Source organism: Hymenobacter ginkgonis (assembly GCF_009755225.1).
Classification (GTDB): domain Bacteria; phylum Bacteroidota; class Bacteroidia; order Cytophagales; family Hymenobacteraceae; genus Hymenobacter; species Hymenobacter ginkgonis.
The window spans coordinates 1,128,175-1,150,851 of sequence record NZ_WQKZ01000001.1; the positions used below are offsets into that span (position 1 = coordinate 1,128,175).

A 22,677-nucleotide genomic window follows, 5' to 3' on the forward strand; every position below is an offset into this window, starting at 1 on the left:
AAAAATTGCCAGCGTATATGAGCGTGACTAAGAAGCTTTTGGGTCGTTTCGACCGCTATATTGGTCCCGCACTAGCCGTGCTAGGCGTGGCCCTGCTGGTGGCCGAAACGCGGCGGCCTTTGCGGCAGCGCGTGGCCCCGCGCCCGCGGCGCTGGGTGCGCAATACGGCAGTGGCGGCGGTGGCGCTGCCGGGTATGCGCCTGGCGCTGCTGCCCGCGCTGCTCGGGCTGGCGCGGGCGGCCGAGCGCCACCATATCGGGCTGCTGCCCAAGCTACGGCTACCCGCGCCGCTGCGTTTGGGGGCAGAGCTATTAGTGCTTGACTATGTGAGCTATACCTGGCATCGGCTGCTGCATTCGCCGCTGCTGTGGCACTTCCACTTGGTGCACCACCTCGACGAAGACATGGACTTGACCACCGGCTGGCGCTTCCACGCGGGCGAGATGCTGGCCAGCGTTCCGTACCGGGGCCTGCTACCGGCGCTGGCGGGCGTGCGGCCCGGTACCGTGCTGCTCTACGAGGCATTGTTCGAGGCCGAAACGGCGTTTCACCACAGCAATATGCGCCTGCCGCTGGCCTTGGAGCAGGCACTGGCCCACGTGATTATCACGCCACGGGCGCACGGCATCCACCACTCGCAGGTGCGCCGTGAAACCGATAGCAACTACGGCGTCGTGCTCAGCCTCTGGGACCGCCTGCACCAGACCTTGCGCCTGAACGTGCCGCAGGCAGCCATCACTATCGGCGTGCCTGGCTACCCCGAGGTGCCCGCCCAGTCGCTGGGCACCCTGCTGCGCCTGCCCCTAGCCGCGCCGCGCCCCTGGGCGGGCCCCGATGGCACGGTGCCTACCCGCCAAACCCAGGGGTCCGTAACCGAATTAGCTGGCTAAACTACTTGGCCTTTAAGTCGTCGTAGGCGCCGCCATTTATCAAATGGTGGAAGCCTTGGCTTTGCATTTTGAGGGCTGCCTCGCCGCTGCGCTGGCCCGAGCCGCAGTACAGCACGTAGGTGCGGCTGGTGTCGAGGGCCGCTACTTGCTGGGTGAAATCGCTGGCTCCTACGCTCAGGTTGCGGGCCTGGGGTAGGTGGCCAGTCATGAATTCTAGTGGGGTGCGCACGTCGAGTACCACCGTGCCGGGCTGGTTCAGGACTTGGCGCGCCGCCGCTGTGTGGTTAGCCTCCACAGGCGTGGGCGTTGCGGCCGAAACCACTGCGGGCGCCGGGGTAGTAGGGGCCGCAGTGGCAGCTGGCTGTTGCTGGTTGCAAGCCACTGCGAAAGGCAGCCAGGCCATGGCTGCCAAGAGGGGGTAGGGCTTCATAATAATTTGACTAGTGGAAAGTTAGCGCTCAGTAGAAGGAGTACTAGTTTGGCGCTGACTGATGCGCCTGAGAAAGTAGCCAGTAAAGGAGGGTAAAGCCAGCGGTGTACGTTGTCGTAGCTGTTCAGTAGCAGTTATTCTACGACAAGCCACAGCCGCTGGCTTTGCGCCTACTAATTCAAACAGCTTTCTAACTAAATAAATCGTCCAGTTCGCTAGCTGCTTCTGGCGCGCTAGTCGCGCCGCTGGGCTCGTCGCCGATGGCGGGCAACAGGGCCAGCAAGTCCGTTTCCGAAATGATGGGCACCTTGAAGCCTACCGCTTTCTCGCGCTTGGCGGGGCCCATATTTTCGCCGGCCACCAGGTAGCTCAGTTTTTTAGAAATCGAGCCCGTGATTTTGCCGCCGTGCTGCTGAATAAGCGATTGCAATTGCTCGCGGCTATAGTTTTCGAATACCCCAGAGAGCACAAAAGTGAGGCCGGCCAAGCGGTCGCTGGCCGCTTTGGGTGGCTCGCCACTGGCTTCGAGCTGCACGCCAGCGGCTTGCAGGCGGGCTACCAGCGCTTGGTTTTCGGGCTGCTGGCTCCAAAGGGCCATCGAATCGGCGATGACGCCCCCGACTTCGGGCACGGCGGCCAGCGCCTCGGCCGAGGCCGCCATGATGGCGGCCATGGTGCGGTAATGCTGGGCCAGCTTCTGGGCCACGGTTTCGCCTACGTAGCGAATGCCTAGGCCAAAAAGCACCCGCTCGAAGGGCACGGTTTTGCTTTTTTCAATGCCCGCAATCAGGTTGTCAATCGACTTTTCGCCCAAGCGCTCCAGCACGATAAGCTCGGCGCGGCGCTGGGGCAGGTCGTAGATATCGGCGGGGGTAGCCACCAGGCCAAGGTCGAAGAAACGACCCACGGTTTCGGCGCCTAAGCCGTCGATATTCAGCGCTTTGCGCGATACGTAGTGTTCGAGGCGCGCCTTGAGCTGGGGCGGGCAGCCGCGCTCGTTGGGGCAGCGGTAGTGAGCTTCGCCCTCGGGGCGCACCAGTGGCGTGCCGCAGGCCGGGCACTCTTGCGGGTAGCGCACGGGCACGGCATCGGCGGGGCGGGCGGCCAGGTCTACGCCCGTGATTTTGGGGATGATTTCGCCGCCTTTCTCCACAAACACCAGGTCGCCGAGGCGCAGGTCGAGCAAGGCTATCTGGTTGGCGTTGTGCACGCTGGCACGCTTAACGATGGTGCCAGCGAGGGGGGTAGGGTCGAGCAGCGCCACGGGCGTGACGGCCCCGGTGCGCCCCACGTTGTAGATGATTTCGTTGAGGCGCGTGCGGGCCGCCGCCGTGGGGTACTTGTAGGCGATGGCCCAGCGCGGACTCTTGGCCGTGAGGCCCAGCTGGTCCTGCTGGCGCAGGTCGTCCACTTTTATCACAATGCCGTCGGTATTGACGGGCAGCGTGAAGCGCTTTTGCTCCCACTCGTGGATGTAAGCGAGCACTTCCGCCAAGTTGGCGCAGCGCTGCCAAGTGGGCGATACCGGCAGGCCCCAGGCGGTGGCAGCTTCCAAGGCCTCGCTGTGGCTGGCAAAGTGCCGGCCCGGCGTGAGTACCGAGTAGGCGTAGAAACGCAGCCGCCGCGCCGCTACCAAAGCCGAATCTTGCAGCTTGAGGGCGCCGCTGGCGGCGTTGCGGGGGTTGGCCAGCAGGGCCTCGCCGTTTTGCTCGCGCTCTTGGTTGAGGTCGTTAAAGACGCTGTTGGGCATAAATACCTCGCCGCGCACCTCGGCTTCGGGCGGGGAGCCGGGGCGCAGGTGCAGGGGTAGGGTACGGATGGTGCGCACGTTGGCCGTCACCACGTCGCCGCGGGTGCCGTCGCCGCGCGTGACGCCCTGGCTGAGCTCGCCGTTTTCGTAGCTCAGGCTCATGGCCACGCCGTCGAACTTTTGCTCGCACACGTAGCTGTACGGCGCACCTTCGAGGCCGCGCTGCACGCGCTCGTCAAATTCGCGCAGGTCGTCCTCCGAGTACGTGTTGCCCAAACTCAGCATGGGGTAGCGGTGGCGGGCGGTGGCAAACTGCTTGGTGATGGTGCCCCCCACGCGCTGGGTAGGCGAGTTGGGCTGCGCCAGGTCGGGGTGGGCTTTTTCGAGCTGGTTCAGCTCAGCCAGCAAGTGGTCAAATTCCTGGTCCGAGACCTCTGAAATATCGTGCTGGTAATACTGGTTATTGAGGTGGTGCAGGCGCTGGGTGAGCTCCTGAATGCGGGCTTGCGGGTCCATAGGGCAGGGGTAGGGCAGCGCGATAAAGGGAGTAATTGGTTAAAATAGAACGTCATGCTGGGCTTGTCGAAGCCTGTCTACCGCGTTGTTGAATTAGTTAATCAACGACGCGGTAGAGAGGCTTCGACAAGCTCAGCATGACGTTCTTGGCTTAATTCAAGCAGCAGCTACGCTACGGCGGGCCGGAAGCCCGGCGCTACGTAAGTGGAGCCGCCCTGCTTGGCTTCGGCATCGCGGCGGCCTTCCTCCTCCGAGCGGGCGGGCGGGGCATTCTCGTCGCGGTTGGGGTCGCCCTGCGATTCCTTCAGCTCAGTAGGAATAATGGGCTCGGCCGGGGCTTGGGGCTTGAAGCGGGCGATGAGCACAATGGCGATGGTGGCGAGGGCGAACCAGGTAAAGAATTTCATGGGTAAAAAGGCACTAAACCAAAATGACGTAACGAAAGTACGCCTGGCAACCCTAATGGGTTCGCTGCGTTTTGCTCGCTAGGCATCCTAAGTGGGTGCCGTTACTTTGCAGCGCCGAAGCAGCCGGGGCGCCGAGCCCCGCGCGAGCCGCTGCACTTCCTCTTTCACACCCTACCCCCCCATGCCTGACCAACCTTCCTCCTGGGCCGAAACTGCGGCCTCGCTCCTGACCAAGCTTTCGGGCGGCGTCGAGCTCAACCTGGCCTTCGACCAGGTTGAGCTGCAAGTGCCCAACCAGCAAAACCCCGCCGGCCAGCCCGCCACCTGGCGCCTCAACGGCTCGCTGCGCATTCGCACCAAAGGCGAGGCGCCCGCCAGCAGCCTCCCGGTGAGCACCGCCCCTGTTGTTTCGGCGGCGCCCGACCCTAATCGGCCGCATGTCTAACGGGCTGGAAGTCGAAGCTCGGCTGGTACTTACCTGGCCGGGCGGGCACGAGGTGCAGTTGGCCGCGTCGGGCTCGTATCTCATCCTTAATGTGCCTAGCCAGCAAGTGCTTGACCTCATCACTAGCGGCCCGCCGCAGCCGCCGGGGGCACCCAAAAAGCCCAAGCCGCCGGGCCCCGACCCCTTGCAGCAGCTCCACGACCTGGCGCGCACGCTAGGGCTGGTGCTCGACCTGCGCGTGGCCGGCAAAACGTACGTCATGTTTGGCCTGCCCGACCGCAACAGCCCCAAAATCACGCTCAGCGCGGTGCTGGGCAAGATTGGGTCTTTTTTCAAATAAGCCAGCAAGCTGCCACCCACAGCAGGGTAGGCGCGCGCTGGCGGGCTCGCCTACCCCCGCCGAAATAGAGCGGCTGCATGTGGCCCACGGTATAAAAGTGCTGGGCTCTTTGAGGTAAGATGCTGCTCCATTACTTCTTACCTAGCCCGGCCCTGCACGAATACCTGCGGCTGTTCCAGCTCATCGACCTGGACTTTTCGGCGGCCGGAGTGCCTGTGGAGCCTTACGGGCCCCGGCCCCAACGGCGTTTCGCAGCTGGAAGACCAAGCTCCTGAGTGAGCCTTTGGCTTGGTAGAACGCTAGCCGAGGGGCGGGGTAAGCGTTGAAAAACTGGGCAAACTGCCCGCGTCGGGGGCGGCATCCCTACCCCTCATTTATTCGGGCAGTTAGCGGGCGTGGGGTTGAACAATGGGCGCCTGAGGGGTGTTGCTTATTCACCAACAGCCGCCAGTCTGTCGTTAGCTTCCCATCCTCTAGCGCTTTGATTTTTTCTACGTGAAAACGCCTGATAATGAACATCAAAACCCCGTAGGCACTGGGCGCCAGCGGGCTAGGCAATCTGCTTTCGGGCGCATCGAGCGGGTGCCGCCGCTCCTGATGTTGCTGTACATGGGCCTGGCGGGCATTACCATGCTTTTTACGGTGCTGGTGGTGCTGTATGGGGCTACGCGCCTGCACAGTGCGCTGCCAACGGGCTTGCAGCCGTTTCCGCGTTATTTCTCGCTGAGCACCATTGTGTTGTTGGTCTCATCGTACACCATGGCGCAGGCCCCGCGCTTGTATAAAGCCGACGACCTGACGGGCTTGGCGCGCTGCTTGGGCGCCACGCTGTTGCTGGGCAGTGTATTTGGGGGCTTGCAAGTGCTAGGCTGGCGCGAATTGGTGCAGCACGGGGTACTATTTACGGGGTCACCGAGCGGCACGTACGTGTATTTTATTTCGGCTTTGCACGTGGTGCACGTGCTGGCGGGTATGCTCTACCTGCTGGCGCAGCTGCTGCGGGTGCTGCACGCCTCGCGCGACAGCGTGCGTACGCTGGTGTTCATTCGCAACCCCTACCATCGCCGCCAGCTACAGGTATTGGGCACTTACTGGCACTTTATCGATGCGCTGTGGGTGGTGCTGTTTGCGGTTTTTCTCTTCCTCTACTAGACCACGGCTTAAGGGAAATTGTAGCGGATTTTATGGACGGCTCCTTGATTGGGGCCGTCCTTTTTTTGTGCCCATCAAGGGCGAGCAATGTTGGGCACGAAGCGTTTGAAGCGCAGGCTGGCTGTACCAAAAGTGATGAGTAGGGCAACCTCTAGGCGATAGGCTTTTGAGTAATTGATACTTGAGGATGGTTGGCAGCATTTAACTCGCGCACAGCTTTTAACTCAACTAATACCTGATGCTGAACCAAGAAATCAGCCCGCCGCGCACCAATATTGTCTCTTTATAAAAGGTTGGCAAGTGAACCTCGCCCCGAAAAGCGATGCTCGCCGCCAATTTCACAGCCAACCCGCGCTGATAAACCATTAATCATTTCAGGAATGCCTTTGCCTAGCTCTCTATGCACCATCGCACACCCAATAATGCTCTCAGTTAGCTTGTTAAAATGCGTATCTGAAAGCGTATAAGCATTTTTAAATAAGGGTGAAGCTAATAAAAAAGGACGGCCCCAGTAAAGGAGCCGTCCATAAAATCCCTGAAATTCGCTACAATCTCCCTTAAGCCGTGGTCTTATTGGATAACCTCGACCCAGCCTTTGTAGCGCCGGCCCGAGGTATAGGTGAGCAAGTAGTAGTACATGCCCGCCGTGCTCTCGCCCGACCAGCGGAAGTTGCGGTCGCCTGACTCATACACCACGCGGCCCCAGCGCGAGAAAATTTTGATGCCTGCAAAGCGCGTATCGCAAAAATCGGGGGGTAGGCTAGCCATGGTAAAAACGCGGTTAGCCAAGTTGTTACTAGTGGGCAAGATGAGGTTAGGCGGGGTAAATTCTACCGTATCGGGGCTCACGACCTCGAAGCGCACGGTGCGCGTTTGGGGCTGCGGCTGGCAAGTGGTTTCCTGCAACCGAAACGTGACGGTTAGCACCTGCGGCTTGCCGGCTACTACGCTGGCCGCATCGCAGCCGGGTAGCCACGAAAACGTGCCCGCTGCCTGCCCCGCAGGCCCGGCGGGCGCCGTGAAGGTCATGCCCGCCGCCGCCAGGTCGAAGCCCTGGCCGCTGGCCGTGAGCGCCAGCACGTCGCGGTCGGTATCGAGGCCCGCCAGGGTAGCCGTGTAGCGCTGGCCCAGCGGCAACCGAATAAGGGGCGGGTCGGTAGTGCCCGCGGCCACTGGCGGCAGCGTCGAGGTTAGCACCGGCGGCTCGTTGCTGTAGTCGATGATAACGGGTATCGAGAGCAGTGGTGTTTGCTGTTTTTCGCCGCACGCCGTGGTCGAGGTCGCCATAAATAACAGCTGGCGCACCTGGCCGGGCGGCGTAGTAATGGCCCGGCAGTCGACGGGCCACGTAAAGCGCGCCCGGCGCTGGGTACCCACCTGCGCCTGCGGCACCAGCACAGCGCCTAGCACATCGGGCGCGAAGCCAGTGCTGCCCGTCAGCGTAAACAACAGCGGGTCGCTGTCTAAGTCGGTAGCAATGAGGTCGAAAGCCAGCGTTTGGCCCGGCCGCACGTGCAGGGGTAGGGTAGGGCCGGCCGTGCTCACGAGCGTGGGCAGCACATTGGGCGTAGGCAGGGCAATGAAGGCAATGTGCACCGTATCGCGCTTGGGCAGCGCGCAACCGTTGTCAGACACTAGCACATCAATGCGCCCTACCCCCCCTTTGGTATTGGTGCATTCCGGAAAGCAGAGGTTGGCCGTGAGCGTATCGGGCTGGCCGGCTGCGTGCACGGTGCCGCTGGTAGCGGTCGTGAACGTAGGCAGCGGCCCCGAATAATTCACGGCTCGCAAACTCAGGCTAAGCTGCGAGCTATTGTCGGGGTCGGTGAAGCGCAGGCGCACGCAGTGCGGCCCGCCCGGTACAATGCGCAGCGTGTCGCGGCCCGGCCGGTAAGCCACGTTGCCGGTGGGGTTGGGCAGCAGCACCAAGCTGGGCGCCGCATTCTTGGGGCAAGTCAGTACTTGTAGCTGGAAATCGCGGCGGGTTTCGCCAATTTTTTCGCCCTTGCGAAACTCCTGGCAGCGCACCCCAAACACAAACAAACCCTTCTTCATGGGCCGCACCGAGAGGCGCCCGGTGCGCGCGCCCACCGTGAGGGTGGGCGCCCCCGGAATCTGCGCCAGCGTGTTAATCTGGTAAGTGCCAATGGTATCACGCCACCGAATAAGCTGGTAAGGGGCCGAAAGCTGGCTGGGCAGCGTGGGGTTGGTGGGGGTAGTGTGGCCGTTGAGGGGCGTCACCATGTCGTACACCAGCGAGTCGCCATCGGGGTCCTGACCACCAAAATCGTAGGTAAACAACTCGCCCAGGCAAGCATAGTCGGCCAGCGGCGGAAAGATGCGCGGCGTCGAGTCGCGGAAGGTTTGGCCCCGCCGCACCACGGCCGGAAACTCCAGGTAAAACGCCTGCGCCGCATCGCCGGGCGCCACTATGTTGCTGATGGACAAGTTGCGACAGCAGCGCTCCACCGAGGCGTAGTAGCCCTGGCTAGCCGCGTAGGTAGCGGGCGACAGCTCCACGGTATTGCGGTAAATGAGCTGCCGCGTGCTCAGCGAGCCCACCGTACAGGCGGGGTTCGAGTAGTTAACAAACGTGTTGCTGACCAGCGGCAGCAGCACCGACGTGAGGCGCTGGTTGGTGGCCTTGTCGAAAATGCCGGCCGTCAGGCTCGCATCGAGGGCGCCGGGGCTGCCATTTATGGCGTCAAAGTAGAGGTTGAGCGTCAGCTGATAGGTGTTGCCGCTCACGTACTGCAAGTCCATCTCGCCGCCTACAATGTGCGTGGCGTGGGCCGCCGGCAGATATAGAAAAAGCAAAGCCAGCAGCCCTAGCCAGCGGCCGGACCTGCGCGCCGTTGGGGTGGGTAGGGGCCGGCACAACGTAGTAAAAATCCAGTAAAAGAGCGTCATATGGTACTCGTTTAAGCAAAGGCAAAAGCAAACCTGGGGGATAAGCTGACGCCGGGCGTTTTTACTGCCGAAGATACGTTGAAAAAGCCTGCTGTTGGGTGCGCGAGCGCGGCTGTATCTTCGGGTTGGCCCCGGGCTTAACGTGGGGCTGTAAGCGTCAGTGTGTGAAGTGAAAAAGTATCTAGTGGGCCTGCTGTTGGGGCTAAGTTGCGGGCTGGTGCGGGCCCAGTCGGGGGCGCCCGCGGCGGTGGTACAGGCAGCCGCCCCTACACCGGCCGGGTTGGCGTGTGCCCAGGCGCACTGGCGCCAAGCAGCTGGCGCGCAGGCGGTGGCCACCGCCTCGGTGCGCCACCGCCAAAAAATGGACCGCTACGACGTGAAGTGGTACAAGCTCGACCTGGCCCTCGAAAATAACTCGCGCGATGTGGCTGGCTCGGTGCTGCTGCGGGTGCGGGTAGGCGCGCAGGCCCTCGACTCGCTGGCCTTCGAGCTGTACCAAGCACCAGTAGGCTCGCTCGCGGGTACGGCCACGCTCCGCATCGATTCGGTGGTGGCGGGCGGGCGGCGCTCACTGGGCGTGCTGCGGCAGGGCAACGACGCCACCGCCGCCCTACCCCAGCCCGCGGCGGCCGGCACGTTGCTCGACGTGCGCATCTACTACCACGGCACAGCGCCCAACGGCAAGTCGGCGGCCATTGGCAACGGCTTCAACACCGCGGCCACGTATAGCCTGGGCGGCGTGGCCTACCCCTACAACGTTACCTGGAGCTTGTCGGAGCCGTTCTCGGCCCACGAGTGGTTTCCCTGCAAGCAGGTGCTCACCGACAAGGCCGATTCGTCGGCGGTGTCCGTTACTACCACCTTGCCCAATAAGGTGGGCTCCAATGGCTTGCTGCGCCGCACCGTGCTGCTGCCTAATAATAAGGTGCGCTACGAGTGGAGCTCGCGCTACCCCATCGACTACTACCTCATTTCGGTGGCCGTGGCGCCCTACGTCGCGTATGCGGGCGCCGCTAACCCAGCGGGTGGGCCGCGGGTGCCCATCCTCAACTACGCCTACGACCAGCGCACCCTCGATTACTATAAAACGGAGTTTGACCGCATTCCGGGCTTTATAGAGAACTACTCTAACTTGGTGGGTACCTACTATTTTGCCCAAGAAAAGTACGGCCTAGCCCTGGCGCCCATCGGCGGCGGCATGGAGCACCAAACCCTCACCACCCAAGACGGGCTAGACTTTACCCTCACCGCGCACGAGCTGTTTCACCAGTGGTTTGGCGACAACGCCACCTGCGCCTCGTGGGAGGACATTTGGCTGAACGAAGGCTTCGCCTCGTACGGCGAATACCTGTCGCTGCAAGCTTTCTCTACCCCCCTCGCCGCCCGCAAGTGGATGGATAATGCCCAGTTTCTGGCTCAAAGTTCCGCTTTCAGCACCCTGCGCGTGCCCGATACCACCAGCGTGGCCCGCATTTTTGACTACAACACCACTTATAAAAAAGGGGCTTCCGTGGTGCACTTGCTGCGCTACCTCTGCCACGACGACGCTCGTTTTTTCCGGGTGCTGCGCACGTACCAGCGGCAGTTTAGCGGCCGCCCCGCCCGCACCGCCGATTTGCAGCGTCTTTTTGAAGCCGAACTGGGCCAGCCGCTCGATTATTTCTTCGCGCAATGGTACCGGGGGCAGGGTTTTCCCATCTTCGACGTGCGCTGGAACCAAGCAGGGGCCAACCTGCTGCTGCACGTGGAAGAGCGGGTATTCGGCCCAGTCGGTGCCCCGGTTTTTCGCACCGAAGTCGATTATCAACTTACCTTTTTGGATGGGAGCACGCGCACCGTGCGCTTTAACCAAACGCAAGCTGGCCAAGACTTTACCCTGCCAGTAAGCGGCCTGGTAACCGCCATTGCCATCGACCCCGATGGGTGGCTGCCCGACGTGAACAGCACCGTGCAACGCGATGACCAATTGGGCCCACCTGCCGAATTTAGCTTGTACCCCAACCCTGCGCAGGACCAGTTGTTTATCAGCGGCTTATATGCCGACGCTACTGCCGAGGTCCTAAACGCAACTGGCCAGCGTGCGGCTCGCCAGCCGGTAAGCTATTTGCAGCCCCAGGTGTCGCTCCAGGGCCTGCGCCCCGGTTTTTACTGGCTGCGGCTGGTGGGGCACGGCGGCGAGGCGCTGGGCCAAGCCAAGTTTGTGAAGCAATAAGCCGTTGCAAAGCGCACCGCTGGCGGGCGCTACGCGTGGGCCCCGTAGTAGGCGGCCACCTTTTTGCGGGTGGCGGCGTCGGCCGCGGGCTCATCAAAGAGGTCGCTCAGCAAGCTATCGAACGACTTGGGTGCCGTGAAATGGTCCTCGCGTACGGCGTTAGTGGTGAGGCGAATGAAGAATGGCCGGCCGTTCACACCCACCAAGTCCAGGGTGATGAGGCCGTAGCGCTGGTCGCAGCGGCCGCTCAGGGAGCAGTCGGTGGGATTGGGTTTGAAAAACTGCTTGACGGCAATTTCCTGGTGCTGCTCGTGGTGGCGCTGGCGGCGGTCGTGGCAGGCGCGGTGGTAGCCCAAAGCCGCAATGCGCTCGCCCAGCAGCTGGTACAAATGCTGGAAATTGCCCGGCCCAATGCTGTCATCGTAGAAGAACAGGCCGCCTTGGCGGCCCTCTTCGCGCAGCAGCTCTACGCGCAGGCCGCGGCGGCCGCCGGCCCCCCCTTTGCGCAGGTGGTAGGCCTTAAAGTAAGGCCCCAGCCAGTTCTGATACACGCGCTCCGTTACCCAGGCTTGGTGCTGCCGGGCCTGCTCGGGCGTGGGCTCGCTAGCGGGCTGCCAGGTAGGCGCCGCCGCGCCGCCGCGCCGCTGAAAAAGCTGTTGGATAAACTGTAACACCACAAAAGTCGGATAAGCCGAGGTATTTCAAAAACACCCGCCCCGGCAAATAGTTTCGGCGGCCTGCTCGCCAGCTGACCAAAAAAACAGCGCCTCTTCCACTCGGGAAGAAGGCGCTGCCTGGGCCAGCGGCCCGGAAAAAGGAGGTTATTTCACCCGCGTCCACGTCTGCGACTTGCCGATGAGCGAAAAGCCGATGTAGCCCTTCACTTCCATGGTGTTGGCGCTTTCCAGTTTCATGTAGCACGAGTAAGTCTTGCCACTTTCAGGGTCGTATATTTTGCCATTATCCCACTTGTTATCACCATCATAGCTGAAGTCCTGCATGAAAACCAGGCCCAGGCGCGGGCGGGTGCGCAGCTTAGGCTCCGGGTTTTTGGTATCGAGCTTGGGCTTGCCAGTTTCGGGGTCGTTAGGCACGGTCAGGGTCACAATTTTGCCGCACAATTTTTCGCCGCACTTGTAGATTTCAAAGGTTGCTTTTTTCTCGGCATTGGTCCACACGCCCAGTGGGGTGAGGGTTTGGGCTTGCGCTTGGAAGCTGGCGGCCCCCAACAGGAGTGCCATGAGCAACAAGAAAGATTTGTACATCGTTGAAAATGAAGGGATAGTGAAGGGTGGAGAAGAGGGGCCTGCGAAGCACCGGATGGGGGGCCAGCTTAGGAAGGCAATTATACGGCCAGATTCCTTAGGGCTGCGGGGAGGGGTAGGGGCCGGGCCGAGCCAGCAGCGGAGGAGGCTAGCACAAAAAATAGGCCGCCACGCTGCAATTAATGCGCTTGATAGTCAGAGAAATGCTAAAAAATGTAGCCCAGAGCCCCAGAAATACTTGCGAAAGCTTTGAACCTAAGCCCCCGCAACTAACTTTACTAACCAGTAGCGAGTGCTACGGCCCCGCTCAAGCCGCCCTAAATTGCTGGGAAGCGCGAGCGAGGTTATCTGGAACCAAAAGAAAGGAGGTACAAAATGTCTAGTAGTCCCAACCAAATCCTGCCGAGCCTGTCCAATGTAGTACGCCTCACCGCCGTACTCGCCTAACACACAGCTCGGCGGAGGGCGCTGCGGTATCGCGGCCCCCTTTCGTTGGACAGGTCTTACTGTGAGACGTCGGCGCTGTACCCCAGCGTTGTCGCTCGGTAAGATTTGAAGGATTAGATGCCCGGTTAGCCCGGCGGCGCTCGTAAGAGCCTGCCATGGCCAACCGGGCATCGTTGCGTTTAAGCGGGTCGGTTTGCTTAGGTAAACCAGCTTGCCCCGCCTTACCCTCTGGCAGACTTGGCCGGGGCTTTGGCTGCCGGGCGGCGCTTGGCCGAAGGTTTAGCTTTGGTTGCTGGCCGTGGGGCTGGTTTGGTAGGCTTCGCGCGGGAAGCGGGGCGCCGGGTAGGCGCCATTTTGTGGGCCGGTGCGGCGGGAGGGGGGTAGGCTTTGCGCTTAGCCGTAGTTTGAGAGGCACGAGGAGCGGGCGCCCGCACTGGCAGCGGGGCCACGCGGGTAGGCGGGTGCGAGGCGGTAATGACGGCCTTCACCGCTTCGGCCGGGGGTAGGGGCAGCGCAGCTACGGCGCCGGCTGGGTGCACGGTGGCCTGCATCACCGCCCGCGCGGCCGCACTGCGAGCAGCCGCGTTTTCGGCGTTGCGGCCGGCTGGGCCGTTGCTCAGCACCCGGCGCACCTGCATAAAGCGCCGCTCGTAGCCGGAACCTTCGACCTGGCTGACTTTTACGCCTGATTCGCGCGCGGCCGAGGAGGCGTGCACAAAACGCAGCGGGGTTTCGCCCAGCGCCGAAATAACGATGCCCGCGTGGCCGGGTGTGGTACTGGTGGCCGCCGTGCCGGTAAATACTACAATATCACCGGGCTGCGCCTGAGCGCGCCCTACTGGCTGGCCCGCGTCGATGAGCAAGGCCGTGGAGTGGGAGGTAGGCACCCCAAACCGCCCGAACACATACTGAATAAACCCCGAGCAGTCGAACCCCGTGGCCGGGCTGATGCCCGCGTAGGTATACCGGGTGCCCGCCTGGGCCAGCGCAAACCGCACGATGCTGTCGGCGCGCGGGGTTGGCTGCGCGGAGGAGGGTAGGGCGGCCCGGCGCTCAGCTACCAGCAGCACGGGCAGGGCCGCGGGCGCAGTTGGCTGGGCAGCCGTGGTGCTGGTAGCTGAGCGCCGGTAGAGCCAGCCACCGACCAGCACAGCCGCTAGCAGAGTGCCAAAAATCAACCAGATAGCACGCATAAAAGCAATAATAGCAACGGAACTGGCCAACTTAACGGCCGGCCCGCGCCGCAGGTTGGCCGGGCGCGGTAGTTAGGCGTAGCGGGGCGCGCGTTGTTTCTTTGCGCATATGCTTGAAACTGCTTCTGCTTTTGGCCGCGCCGCGCTCGTGGCGGGCCTACTGGCGGCCGTGCCCGCCGCCGCCCAAACTAAGGTAAAAACGAAGGTAAAACCCGGCTCCGCCAAAGCTGCTGCCCCGGCCACTGGCGCCGCCGGCACGCCCGTGCTGCGCTACACGCTGGCCATGCCTGCCCCCCAAACCCACTACTTCGAGGTGAAGATGGAGCTGCGGGGCTTTGGCCAGGACTACACCGACCTGAAAATGCCGGTGTGGGCGCCGGGCTCGTACCTGGTGCGCGAGTTTGCGCGGCACGTCGAGCGCCTGCAAGCCACGGCGGGCGGCCAGCCGCTGACGGTGGAGAAAATCGACAAGAACACCTGGCGCGTGCGCCACCCGCAGCAGGGCAGCTTTCAGGTGAGCTACGGCGTGTACGCCTACGAGCTGAGCGTGCGCACGAGCTTCATCGACGCCGACCACGGCTTTGCGCTGGGCAGCAGCATCTTTATGTACCCGGCCGCGAATAAGGACCTCGCCAGCCAGGTAACGGTGCAGCCCGCCGCCGGCTGGCCCACCGTGAGTACGGCCTTGCGCCCGGTGCCGGGGATGCAAAAATTTGTGTATCAATCGGCTAGCTACGACGAGCTAGCCGACTCACCCATCGAAATCGGCACCCAGAAAGTGCTGAATTTCACCGCCAACAATACGCCGCACCAAGTGGCCATGTACGGCCCCTTCACCGCCGACGAGCCCCGCCTGCTGGCCGACATGAAGAAAGTGACCGAGGAAGCCCAGCGCGTGGTGGGCCAAAACCCCCTCGACCACTACCTCTTTATTGTGCACAACACTGAGGCCGGCGGCGGGGGCCTCGAACACCTCTACTCGACCACTCTGGGCGCCCGGCCCGGCACCTACGGCAACGACGTGAGCTACAAGAACTTCCTGCGCCTGGCGGCCCACGAGTACTTCCACCTCTGGAACGTGAAGCGCATTCGGCCCATTGCGCTGGGGCCGTTTGACTACGACCACGAGAACTACACGCACATGCTGTGGGTGAGCGAAGGCCAGACCGAGTACATGGCCAACCAGATAACCCAGCGCGCGGGTTTCTACACGGCCCAGCAGTACTACGACCAGCTGGCCACGGTGCTGACGGGCGTGGAAAACCAGCCTGGCAATAAGCTCCAGCCCGTAGCCATGGCCAGCTTCGATGCCTGGATTCGGGCTTACCGGCCCGATGAGAACTCTAAGAATTCGGAAATCAGCTACTACGACAAAGGCGAGATGGTGGGCATGGTGCTCGACCTGATGATAGTGCAGGCCAGCAACGGCCAGAAGCACCTCGACGACGTGTTCCGGCTGCTGTATGACAAGTATTACAAGGGCCTGAAGCGCGGCTTTACCGACCAGGAATACCAGGATGCCGTGGCGCAGGTGGCCGGCCGGCGGTTCGACGACTTTTTCCAGACCTACGTGTACGGCGCCCGCACCCTCGACTACGCTACCGCCCTGGGCTACGTGGGCCTGGCCCTCAACACCGGCACCAGCCCCAACGGCAGCCTGGGCGCCACCATCTCTAACAAAAATGGCCACTACGTGGTGACGTACGTGAAGCGCGACGGCACTGCCTGGAATGGTGGTCTGAACGTGAACGACGAGATTTTGCAGCTCAACGGCGCCGCACCCACCGACGAGGCCGTGAAGCAGGCCCTCTTTGCCTCGGCGCCCAACGCCGCCCTCAAACTTCAGGTGAAGCACGGCGCCCTTACCCACGAGCTGAATTTGACGCTCCAGCCCGAGCCCGACCGCGCCTACCAGATTCAGCCCGTAGCAAATCCTACCCCCGACCAATTGCGCCTGCTGGCGAAGTGGCTGGGTAAGTAGCCCGCTGCGCGGCGCTCAGTTAGCCAAGCACATAGGTAGGTAAAAAAGCCCCGGCCAGCTTTGGCCGGGGCTTTTGCGTGATGGGCAGCCGTATGGTACTTTATTGGCCAGCAAGCACGTGATATGAAAAACATATAATTAGAAAAATAATACTTATGATTTTTGTGCAGAACTAATAAGCGTTTGTGATTTGAATAGTAAATCGAATCAATTAGCTGCTTGAGGTGGAAAAACGACTAATTTTAGAAATGTCAAGCAATTGAATCAAGCTATTTATAGTTGTGGTGTATTGTAAATAAAGGTTAAATTATATTTAATGGGTGTCTTTACAAATTGGGGTAATAAGTGCTTTTTTGGATTTGACGGGGTAGGAGTATCGTTACTGCTTCTGCTGTTTTTATTGGGTAACGGGGGCCAGCTGCGGGCACAGTCGGGTAGCTGGAACCCACCGGGGGCCGACCTGGCCTACCCCCGTACCTTGCTTAAGGGCCAGGCACTTGAGGAGGTGCGGGCTTCGCTGGCCGCCCCCGACCGCCTGGCGCTGTACCAAGGGCTGTGGGCCGAGGCGCAGGGCGTGCCTCCCGCCGACAATACCTCAGCCAGCGGACGCCGGGCGCGGGCCACCTTTGCCAAAAACGCAGCCTTCGTGGTGCTGCTGGGCCGGCAGCCCGACGGGGCCGGTGGGCTGGCCCCCTTGCCCGCCGACCAGCGCCAAGCCTTGGTGGCGAAAGTCAGCAGCTTGCTCGAAAATAGTAATACCACCGTGGAAGGCCTCACGCAGTACACCGAGTGGCAGTGGCGCTCGAAAGAGCTGATTGACTACCTGATAGCCTACGACCTGCTGCGCGGGGCCAGCGAGCCCGCCGCCGCGCTGGCTGCCAGCCAAGCCCGCCTACAGGCCTTCGCCGGCAACCTCTACCTGCAATCGACCAAGCCGCTATTTACCATCACGTTTTATAACACCGTTAAAAACAACCATGCCCTGATGACGGCCGCCGCCCTGGGCATGGCCGCCGTGGTGCTGAACGAGGCGACCAGCACCGACCGAAACCAGCAGCCAGCCAATTGGGCGGGGGTAGGGCTTTACACCATCGACAATGTGCTGTGGCGCGATGCCCAGCGGCAGTCGGACTCGACGCAGGTGGCGGGCTACGCCGAGGGGCCCTACTACTTTAAGTACGCCATGCTCAATTGCCTGCCGTTCTTCCGGGCGATGGGCAACTTCTTACCTGATAACGCATTGCCGTATACTTTTGGCGCGACGACGCGCCGCCTGCGCAACCCGTATTTTGACCCCAAGTACACGCGCCTCTACGACTGGGTGACGGCCATTTTGCAGCCCGACGGCCGCTTGCCGGCGCTGGCCGACTCATACGTGGATATGGGAATGCCGGAACTGGCCCTGACGGGCCGGCGCGACTACGTCAAGCCTATGTATTTCAGCAAATTATCGGGCACGAGCATGGCCTCGCTGGCGGCGCAGCTGCGCGATGCCACCGTGGATATGCGCGCCGCCTGGCTGGCGGCAGCCCTGGCGCCCACCGCCCCAAACCAGCCAGCCCTAACGGTACTGCCCGCCGCGGGCAGCCTGGTTTTTCGGTCGGGCCAGGACTCGCTGGCCAACTACCTGCACCTCTACGGCCGCGGCGGCCTGGCGCAGGCCAACGCCGGGGGCCACAGCCAGGGCGATGCCAGCAGCTTTATTCTGCACGCCCAGGGCCAACTGCTGGCCCTCGATGCCGGCTACCTGAGCTACGACCGCCGCGCCGAGGTAGGCCAAGCCACCAACCACAACCTGGTGCTGGTAGATGGCGCCGGCCCGGCCATTGGCACGGCCGGGGCGGCTAGCTCGGCAGTGGCAGCCATTGAGCACACTTTTCAAACGCCACAGTTGGCATATGGCGAAGTGACGACGGCTTACCAAAAGGCCAGCATCACGCGCAAAATCTTGTTTGTGCGCGGCACCTACTACCTGCTGGCCGATGCCGTAAGCGCCGCCGCGGCCCACACCTACACCTGGCAGCTGCACGGCTACGGCCTGGAGGGAGGCACCGCCGCCACCGGCACTTTCACAAACGACCAGGCCAGCCAGGAAGCCACCTGGCAAAAGAACGGGGTAGGCCTGCTAGCGCACGTGGCGGCCCCGGGCGGCGCCACCTATACGGCGGCTACTAACAAGCACGAAATCACCTACAACACCACCGAAAACCACACGACGCTACTGGTGCAAACGGCCGCTGCCGCCCAGGCGCAGTTTCTGGCCGTGCTTTATCCCTACACCTCTACGCGGCCCCAGGTAGCAACTACTACCAGCCAGCCCGCGACGGCGGCCCTGGCCACAACGGGCGCCGACTTCATCGACGTGGCGTTCGCGCAGGCCGATTCGGTGCTGCAAACCGATGCCAGCGACCGGCTGCCGCAGGCCGTAGCGGCCGATGGCCTGCTGAACTTCTACTCGGCCACGGCCGATGGCACGTTTGCCCAGCTTTTTTTGCAGGAAGGCACGGTGCTGCGCGTCGGTTCCACGCCGGTGGTGCAGGCGTCGCGCCGGGCTACCATCAGCTGGCAGCGCGTGCAGGCCACCAGCTACGCGGGCTACGCCAGCCGCGCCACTACCCTCACGCTGGCCTTGGCCAGTGCTCCGGCGGCCATAACGGGGCCGGGCGTGGCCAGCTATACCTACGAGGCCAGCACCCACCAGCTGCACCTCGTGCTGCAAGCTGCGTCCGACTTCGGGGTAATGGTAAGCCCTACCCCCTTGCCCGTGGTGCTAACCGCCTTTGCGGGCCAGCGCCAGGGCGAGGGCGTGCTGCTGCGTTGGCGCACGGCCTCGGAGCACGAAAGCCAGGGCTTTGAGGTGCAGCGGCAACTGGCTGGCGGCAACCCGGTTGCTTTTGAAGTGATTGGGTTTGTGGGGGGTAGGGGCAATGCCTCCCAGCCCACGGACTATACCTTTCGCGACGACCGGGCGCCGGGCGCTGCCGTGTACTACCGCCTGCGGCAGCTCGACCAAAGCGGCGCGGCCACGTACTCGCCGGTAGTAAGCCTGGGCGGCAGTGCCGCGAGCCAAGCTGCCCTGCTGCCCGTGCTGCCCCAGCCCGCGCACGCAGTGCTGCAAGTGCAGCTAACCGGCCCCGCGCAAGACGTGACCCTGCGCCTGCTCGACGGCCTGGGGCGCGTGGTGCGCCAGCAGCGCTGCCGCCAGCAGACGCAGCTGGAAGTCGGGGCGCTGGCGCCCGGCCTCTACTACCTGGTGGCCGACGATGCTGCGGGCCAGCGCCTGGCGGGCAGCCAGAAGGTTCTGCTCGACTAGCACGGGTTTGGCCCTAGTATAATAGCATGAATGCTGCGTGCTGAAGCGGGGGGTAGGGCAAGGCTGCGCTAACCCTACCCCCCGCTTGGCGGTTTACTGCGCCGATTGGCGCGCCGCATGCACCCGGCTATCCTGGCCGGCCAGCGCCTGCTTGAAGCCATTGACGGCGCACACGAAGGACGAGTGCACGAAGGTCTGCGGGAAATTGCCCAGCATCTGCTCGCCGCTGTCGAGGCCCGCTTCTTCGGCAAAAAAGCCCAGGTCGTTTTGGTAGCGCAGGGTAGCTTCGAGGATGGCGCGGGCCTTGTCCACGTTGCCGGCCACGGCGTAGTAGTGCGCCATCCAGCAAGTACCGGCCAGAAAGGCGCCTTCCTTGTGCGAGTCAAACTCTTCGAGGCGGCGCCAGTAGAGGTTTTCGCGGCACCAGTGAGTTTCGATTTCGTGCACGGTGGTCAGCATCTCGGGGCTGTCGGGCTCGCAGTATGACCACAGCGCAAATAGCGCGGCCGTAACGTCTACCTCCTGCGAGCCCGCGTATACGGCAAAAGCGCCGGTGCGCGTCAGGCAATGCGCCGCCACGTACGCCCGAATGGCGGTAGCCGCCTGACGCCACCGCGCGGCCTGCGCGGGTGAGTCGGCGTAGGCAGCAATAAACTCCAGCCCTATCGCCGCAAATACCTTGGATGAAGTATAGGCTTTGGTGGTGCCTTCCTCCCAAATGCCGTTGTCGTCGTGCGCCCAGTTCTCGGCCAAAAAATCGGCTACTTGCACCACGGTTTCCCACTCCTGCTTCTCGCCAAAGCGGTCGTAGAGCAGCTTGGCGGCCACTAGCACGTTGGCATCGGCATCGAGTTGCAGCTGGTCGTAGGCCGTGTTGCCGATTTGCACCGGCCGGCTGCCCTGGTAGCCGGCCAGGTCTAGCTGCTTAGCACTCGTGATGAGCGTTTTATCAACTGCGTAAAAAGGCGCTGGCTTCTGCTGCTGGTTTTCGCGCATCGCCTCGGCAATAAAGGCCAGGAAGTTTTGCTCGACCCGGCCGATGTTGGTATCAAGCTGAATGAGCGCCCCCACAATCAGGCTCACGTCGCGCATCCACACGAAGCGGTAGTCGTAATTGCGCTGGCCACTCAGCACCTCGGGCAGCGAGGTAGTAGCGGCCGCAATGATGCCGCCCGTTGCCGCAAACGTCAACTGCTGCACCGCCCGAATAGAGTCCTGCACCTGCCGCTCGTAGGGCCCTTCGTAGTGCAGCAAATCGGCCACTTTGGCCCACGCGCGGGCCGTGTGGGCGAAGGAGTCGGTGAGGCGCTGCTCGGTCAGGGCTTCGCCCGGCGCGTCGCTGAGCACGGCCCAGCCGCTGGTGTCGGCCGGTACCTCAAATTGCAGGCTGTCGCCCACCTGCCGCAGCGGGTGCGAAGCGCGCAGCCACAGGCCTACCCCCCTAAACTCGGCCGAGTACCCGTCGGCTGCCAACTGCACGCTGGCTTCCTCCAGGCCGTAGCCGGGCCGCAGCCGAATGGTGTGCACCACCGGCACCGGCGCGGCCGAAGTGCGGCGACACAAGCCGCTAAAATCTTCTTCCAGCGGCATCCAGTCGGTGAGGCTGAAAGCCGGGCCGTCGCCCCCAAAGTGGGTAGTCAGCATACTGCTGCGGTCGAGGTAGGCGCGGTGGCTAAACTGCTGGCCCGCAGCCTCTACTGCCCAAAAGCCGCCCTGCGCCGCATCGAGCAGCAGCGAAAAAACGGCGCTGCTGTCGAAGCGCTGCGGGCAGTACCAGGCCAGGGTGCCCTGCTGGTCGAGCAGGGCGCAGGTGCGGCGGTCGCTGACCACGGCCAGCTCCTGAATGCGAGGTTGAGTGCGCATCAGGCGCCCTGCCCCAACTGGCGCATAAAGCCGCCGTCCATCACATAGGTTGAGCCCGTCACGTAGTCCGAATCGGCCGAGGCCAGAAACAACGCCAGCTTGGCGATTTCCTCGGGCTGGCCGGCGCGCTTCATCGGAATCTTCTGTTCCTTTTCGGCGCGGTCCTGCGGGTCGTCCAAGGCCTTCTGGTTCATGGGCGTCAGTATCATGCCCGGTGCCAGGTTGTTGACGTTGATGCCCGACTCGGCCAGCTCCAGGGCCAGCGTGCGGGTGAGGTTGCGCAGGCCGCCCTTGGCCGCGCAGTAGTCGGCCGTGCCCGGCGATACCACTTCCTCGTGTATCGAGGTCACGTTCACAATCTTGCCCTTACCCCCCTGCTGCTGGCGGTGCCGGGCAAAAAGCCGGGCCAGATAAAACGGCCCGAACAAGTTGGTGCGAATGGTTTTCTCAAACTCGGCGGGCTCCATTTCCACCACCGGCTTGTGGGCGCCGCTCACACCGGCGTTGTTCACCAAAATGTCGAGCGTGCCAAATTGAAGCACGGCCTGCGCAACTAGCTGCTCCGCCTGGTGGGCGTCGCTCACGTCGCACTGCACCACTAGCGCCTGCTGGCCGGCCTGCTCCACGGCCTGGCGGGTGCGCGCGGCCCCCTCGGCATCGGTGTGGTACACCACCACTACGTTAGCTCCTTCCTGGGCAAACTGGATTGCCGTGGCCTGGCCGATGCCCGAGTCGGAGCCCGTGATAAGGGCAGTTTTGCCTATTAATTTCTGCATGAGAATGTCGGGAAAAAGGAGCTCCAAAAAGCGCTCAAGGGCGTCGGGCTTGGTTAGCCAAACGTACCCCGTGCGGCTAAGGTTAGCGCCCTCAGCCTTGCTTTTTGGGCTCCCAGCGTGGCCTCTCAGGCAGGGGGTAGGGCTGCCCAAGCTGGCCACCACCCCGTGCTGGCAGTCCCGCTGCTAGCAGCTTATCAACAATAATAAACTGATTATTAATCTACTGTACTCGGGTAGTTCAACCGCTGGTACTTAGCGCAGGGCGGCGCGGCCGTGGTACTGCCTGAACTGTGTGTAGAGGGTCAGCCCCAGGATTTTCCATTCTAAAAGTGCCGGAATATCATAGCTCAACTGCTGCCCCTGCACCTGGTATACGCCCGGCAGCCAGTGCCAATCCTGGCCCCCCGACAAGCCCGAAAACACGGGGGTAGCCCGCACTTGAAGGCTGGTATCGGCCGCGGCCTGGCTGGCACTTACCTCCAACTGAAGGTGGTAGGCCAGCTGCTTGTCGAGCGAAACCCAGTAGTTGCCAGGCGCTAGGCCGGCCGCCGGGCCCGGCACCAACGTCGCGGCGTGGCCGGCCGGCTTGTCGGCGGCCGATGGCCGGTGGCAGAGCGCCAGCAGCCCCAGGCTCAGCAAAACGGCCGTGCCCAGCCCGCGCTGCTGCCGCACCAGCCCCACCGTGCGCACCACCAGATACAGTAGCCCCAAACCCAGCCCGATATTCAGCAAGCTCCAAACCAGGTATACCATCAGAAGGGGGTAGGCGCCGCGCGCGGCAGCCAGC

The 22,677-nt window shown here is 62.7% G+C and carries 18 protein-coding genes; 7 read left to right on the top strand and 11 right to left on the bottom strand.

From position 1 onward, the window contains the following. Positions 1 to 17: 17 nt before the first annotated feature. Positions 18 to 890, top strand: a complete 873-nt coding sequence (locus GO988_RS04505; RefSeq protein ID WP_157562308.1) for a sterol desaturase family protein — start codon at positions 18 to 20, stop codon at positions 888 to 890. 1 nt (position 891) lies between these two features. Here GO988_RS04505 and GO988_RS04510 read toward each other — a convergent pair whose 3' ends face one another. The 3 genes from GO988_RS04510 to GO988_RS04520 form a co-directional block, all read right to left on the bottom strand. Beyond that, positions 892 to 1,320 (bottom strand): rhodanese-like domain-containing protein, encoded by a 429-nt coding sequence (locus GO988_RS04510; protein ID WP_157562309.1) that lies wholly within the window; start codon positions 1,318 to 1,320, stop codon positions 892 to 894. A gap of 190 nt (positions 1,321 to 1,510) precedes the next feature. After that, entirely contained in the window at positions 1,511 to 3,586 is a 2,076-nt protein-coding gene (ligA, locus tag GO988_RS04515) for an NAD-dependent DNA ligase LigA (RefSeq protein ID WP_157562310.1), read from the bottom strand. Positions 3,587 to 3,753: 167 nt separating this feature from the next. Further along, complete coding sequence (locus GO988_RS04520; RefSeq protein ID WP_157562311.1) at positions 3,754 to 3,993, bottom strand: hypothetical protein; 240 nt, start codon at positions 3,991 to 3,993, stop codon at positions 3,754 to 3,756. Between the two features lie 181 nt (positions 3,994 to 4,174). Between GO988_RS04520 and GO988_RS04525 the strand changes: the two genes are divergently transcribed. The 3 genes from GO988_RS04525 to GO988_RS04535 all read left to right on the top strand — a co-directional run bounded on the left by GO988_RS04525 (position 4,175) and on the right by GO988_RS04535 (position 5,930). After that, positions 4,175 to 4,438 (top strand): hypothetical protein, encoded by a 264-nt coding sequence (locus GO988_RS04525; RefSeq protein ID WP_157562312.1) that lies wholly within the window; start codon positions 4,175 to 4,177, stop codon positions 4,436 to 4,438. Then, positions 4,431 to 4,778, top strand: a complete 348-nt coding sequence (locus GO988_RS04530; protein ID WP_157562313.1) for a hypothetical protein — start codon at positions 4,431 to 4,433, stop codon at positions 4,776 to 4,778. The genes GO988_RS04525 and GO988_RS04530 overlap by 8 nt, the downstream gene beginning before the upstream one ends. Before the next feature lie 495 nt (positions 4,779 to 5,273). Further along, entirely contained in the window at positions 5,274 to 5,930 is a 657-nt protein-coding gene (locus tag GO988_RS04535) for a cytochrome c oxidase subunit 3 (RefSeq protein ID WP_317164783.1), read from the top strand. A gap of 151 nt (positions 5,931 to 6,081) precedes the next feature. Here GO988_RS04535 and GO988_RS24055 read toward each other — a convergent pair whose 3' ends face one another. Both GO988_RS24055 and GO988_RS04545 read right to left on the bottom strand, forming a co-directional pair. After that, positions 6,082 to 6,180 (bottom strand): GxxExxY protein, encoded by a 99-nt coding sequence (locus tag GO988_RS24055; RefSeq protein WP_232341362.1) that lies wholly within the window; start codon positions 6,178 to 6,180, stop codon positions 6,082 to 6,084. Positions 6,181 to 6,500: 320 nt separating this feature from the next. After that, entirely contained in the window at positions 6,501 to 8,840 is a 2,340-nt protein-coding gene (locus GO988_RS04545) for a T9SS type B sorting domain-containing protein (protein ID WP_157562314.1), read from the bottom strand. A 169-nt stretch (positions 8,841 to 9,009) separates the two neighbouring features. Between GO988_RS04545 and GO988_RS24545 the strand changes: the two genes are divergently transcribed. Next, the gene (locus GO988_RS24545) at positions 9,010 to 11,052 is read left to right on the top strand and encodes a M1 family aminopeptidase (protein ID WP_157562315.1); all 2,043 of its coding nucleotides are present in this window, start codon (positions 9,010 to 9,012) and stop codon (positions 11,050 to 11,052) included. Between the two features lie 29 nt (positions 11,053 to 11,081). On the opposite strand, the gene GO988_RS04555 is transcribed toward GO988_RS24545, so the two are convergent. The 3 genes from GO988_RS04555 to GO988_RS04565 form a co-directional block, all read right to left on the bottom strand. After that, positions 11,082 to 11,729, bottom strand: coding sequence for a hypothetical protein (locus GO988_RS04555; RefSeq protein ID WP_157562316.1), 648 nt, complete (start codon positions 11,727 to 11,729; stop codon positions 11,082 to 11,084). A 144-nt stretch (positions 11,730 to 11,873) separates the two neighbouring features. Next, the gene (locus GO988_RS04560; protein ID WP_157562317.1) at positions 11,874 to 12,293 is read right to left on the bottom strand and encodes a DUF2147 domain-containing protein; all 420 of its coding nucleotides are present in this window, start codon (positions 12,291 to 12,293) and stop codon (positions 11,874 to 11,876) included. Between the two features lie 692 nt (positions 12,294 to 12,985). Continuing rightward, a complete protein-coding gene (locus GO988_RS04565) occupies positions 12,986 to 13,957 on the bottom strand; it encodes a C40 family peptidase (RefSeq protein WP_157562318.1) in 972 nt (323 codons plus the stop codon). A gap of 109 nt (positions 13,958 to 14,066) precedes the next feature. On the opposite strand from GO988_RS04565, the gene GO988_RS04570 reads away from it, so the two are divergent. Together GO988_RS04570 and GO988_RS04575 are read left to right on the top strand one after the other, a co-directional pair. Then, positions 14,067 to 15,938, top strand: a complete 1,872-nt coding sequence (locus GO988_RS04570) for a M61 family metallopeptidase (protein WP_157562319.1) — start codon at positions 14,067 to 14,069, stop codon at positions 15,936 to 15,938. Between the two features lie 400 nt (positions 15,939 to 16,338). Continuing rightward, the gene (locus tag GO988_RS04575; RefSeq protein WP_198172501.1) at positions 16,339 to 19,251 is read left to right on the top strand and encodes a heparinase II/III domain-containing protein; all 2,913 of its coding nucleotides are present in this window, start codon (positions 16,339 to 16,341) and stop codon (positions 19,249 to 19,251) included. 93 nt (positions 19,252 to 19,344) lie between these two features. Here the strand turns inward: GO988_RS04575 and GO988_RS04580 are convergent, their stop codons facing one another. The 3 genes from GO988_RS04580 to GO988_RS04590 form a co-directional block, all read right to left on the bottom strand. After that, the gene (locus GO988_RS04580) at positions 19,345 to 21,114 is read right to left on the bottom strand and encodes a glycoside hydrolase family 15 protein (RefSeq protein ID WP_157562321.1); all 1,770 of its coding nucleotides are present in this window, start codon (positions 21,112 to 21,114) and stop codon (positions 19,345 to 19,347) included. Next, the gene (locus GO988_RS04585; protein WP_157562322.1) at positions 21,114 to 21,890 is read right to left on the bottom strand and encodes an SDR family NAD(P)-dependent oxidoreductase; all 777 of its coding nucleotides are present in this window, start codon (positions 21,888 to 21,890) and stop codon (positions 21,114 to 21,116) included. Before GO988_RS04585 ends, GO988_RS04580 begins: the two co-directional genes overlap by 1 nt. Positions 21,891 to 22,142: 252 nt before the next feature. Further along, positions 22,143 to 22,643: a hypothetical protein gene (locus GO988_RS04590; protein ID WP_157562323.1), complete on the bottom strand. Its 501-nt coding sequence runs from the start codon at positions 22,641 to 22,643 to the stop codon at positions 22,143 to 22,145. Positions 22,644 to 22,677 lie beyond the last annotated feature (34 nt).